This window comes from Microbacterium sp. ISL-103 (assembly GCF_018613995.1).
Classification (GTDB): Bacteria; Actinomycetota; Actinomycetes; order Actinomycetales; family Microbacteriaceae; genus Microbacterium.
The window spans coordinates 1-2,544 of sequence record NZ_JAGGPD010000475.1 but is presented as its reverse complement, the minus strand read 5'-3'; the positions used below and the strand labels follow the sequence as shown (position 1 = coordinate 2,544).

2 protein-coding genes are annotated in these 2,544 nt (G+C 62.8%); one reads left to right on the top strand and one right to left on the bottom strand.

Annotated elements, in window-relative coordinates:
* Positions 1–1,448 precede the first annotated feature (1,448 nt).
* Positions 1,449–2,138 carry a hypothetical protein gene (locus J7E68_RS16190; protein WP_215174325.1) on the top strand — a complete coding sequence of 230 codons (690 nt, stop codon included), beginning with the start codon at positions 1,449–1,451 and terminating at the stop codon, positions 2,136–2,138.
* Positions 2,139–2,168: 30 nt separating this feature from the next.
* On the opposite strand, the gene J7E68_RS16185 is transcribed toward J7E68_RS16190, so the two are convergent.
* Positions 2,169–2,544: hypothetical protein (locus J7E68_RS16185; RefSeq protein ID WP_215174323.1), on the bottom strand; the 376-nt coding region annotated here is incomplete at its 5' end.

The window sequence follows — 2,544 nt, the reverse complement described above, 5'->3', positions numbered from 1 at the left end:
CAGAAGTCGGGGGCCTTATGCGGTGAGGATAGTGTCCGCTACTGACCCGCAACTTCGTCCAGGCTCGTCCGCAGCAATTTGGTCCAACGGGAAGGAGCTGGCTTCGGAGGCTGTTGACTTTCGCGGCGAACCGGCGCGCGTACCGTTCGTTCTTGTACGACGTCTCCGTCACCCACTGCCCGCCCGGGAAGTCAACGACGATATAGATCTTGGCGATGTTCGTTCGCGCGGCCGCCCCGACCACGGCTCCCGCTCAGCGTGGCCGAGCATCCCGCCGCGGACTGCACCTCCGAGGACGTTGCTGCCACTCGTACGGCTTGTCGCAGCGCCGGACATGACGCTTACCCGAGCCCTCGATGCAGCAACGGCCTGGGCCCCGTACGACAGCTCTGTCTTGTCGCGATTGAGCGCCAACCCTCCCAGGCGAACCGCTTGCGTGATCCAGGATGTTGCGGCGAGAGTCGCCGGGCCGATCTTCTTCGCAGCCCGAGCGGCAGCCGGTCCAAGGGCCCTACCCACTCCTGCGGACGCGGCGCCAATGTCCCGTCCCGCCGCCTTCATCTCCGCAGATGTCTGCGCCCAGATCGCGCGCATCTCTTCGTGAGCAAGGCGGTCCTTTTCCAGGTGCGACAACCACATCGGCATCAGCAGCCCGTTCAGCACCCAGCCGAGCAACAAGAAGTTGAGGGTCGGCGCGGTGATCCATCCCCACACCTTCCTGCCCATATAGAAGTGGTGGCAGCTTGCCGACGCCGGGCTCACCGGTTGCGACGCCTGGAGCCTCGCCTACGCGTGGGACGGACACACCCTGTTGGCCGACGGTCAGTTCGTCAACGGGTGGTTCCGCTTCGACGCGTATGTGGAAGTGGTTGCGGCCCCGATAGCCGCCACAGCCACGCAATGAGCGCGCCATGCTCACACCGCCACCTGGGTGTCATCCACGACCACTCAGGCCGTGGCTGCACCAACGATCACCCTGCCCACGACTCCGCCCGCCACCGCCGCGATGATTTTGCCCGCATAGAGGTCACTGTCCCTATTGAACACTGACTTCGGTGAACATCTCGTCGGTCTCGTCCCCGTATCCGACGCGTCAAGAAACCGATGAAAGGAGTCGCGGAAGGACACGAGGCGATTCCTTTGGCGTTCGATCTCCGTGGACGGTTTCACCATGATGAGGCGAGCGTACCCGGCGCCCTGACATCCGATTTGCAGCAACGAACTGTCCTTCTCTGTCCTCACAGTTCTGGACCGCGACTTCCGATTGGCGCGGTAGGCTCCGCACAACACCCATACAGGCGCTCCCGGCGAGCCCCTGACATCTGTCCTAAATTCTGTGGAGGGTCGGGTCGCCCATCACATGCGACAAGCAGATCGGAAGCCGGGTCCCGTCGGGTCGCCCCGGCAACGACGCTCGTCTAAGACCACCCACAGCTACGCTTAGCCGGATGCATGAGGACACGACGAACAGAGCCGAGACGGAAGACGACCAGCGATTGCTGGCTCGCGCCTTCTCGGCCAACGCGACAGAGCTGACTGAGGACGAACACAGGCGACTCGAGAACTTACTCAGCGCGCGCTCGTCGAGCATCGATTCCGAGGAGCAGGACACAACCGAGCAACTAGAGCCACCGGCAACTGATGAGCACCCAGAGGGTCTAGAGTCCGCTTCCCCCGCGGCGAGTATTGCTCGACGACTTGTATTGACCGGTGGCGCGCTAGTGATTGCGGCAGCATCCTTTGCAGGCGGCCTCGCGGTACACCAGTCCATCGCAGCGTCCCCCTACCTGACTGCCGCGGAGATATACGACAAAACGGGGCAACGGATGACACTCCCCTGGGACATCGTTCCCCCCACCGGCGTGGAGTACGACCCAGGGTCGCTGTTTCTGTCCACCGTGGTCGACGACAACGCCGTATGGATCGGCACGCGCGAAGCAGGTGAGCAGACGTGCTTCTATGTCGATTTTGGAAACCCCGAGATCGACATCGATAGCTGCGCGCCCCACACTCCTCCTGTTTCTGCCGTCGGCGTGACACCGAATGACCCTAGGCTCCCAGATGGCGACAAAGGGCAGTACACCCTCACGGTCTATGAGGGTGCACTGCCCTTTGTAACGTTCACGCCCGAACGGTGACCTCTGTCTCGTCACCGTCCAAGCCTGGGATCACTGAGTCAGCTTCGTAAGGATGTTGCCACCGAAAATGGTGGAGCACGTAGAGTTTGCTGCGCAGGTCTGCACGGCGAGCGTCACTCCGGTGTCGAAGGTCACCGTCGTCGCGAGGCCTGTCGTCTGGAACTTGAAGAAGCCGCCGCGCGCCCCTGTCCACGTGCCTTTGCCCCCGTAGCAGAAGATCTGCTGCTTCCCGCCGATGAGGTGGAAGGAGCGAGCATAGTTCCCCTCGCATCGGCCCGAGATGGCCCGCGCTGCTTCGGGCAGAATCATCGGGTGTGCAGCAATCACATCCCCGCGCTCATCCCACAGAACCTGAATGTGGTTACCTGGTGCGGCTGTCGATGCAATCTGCTCCGCCTCGGCGGGC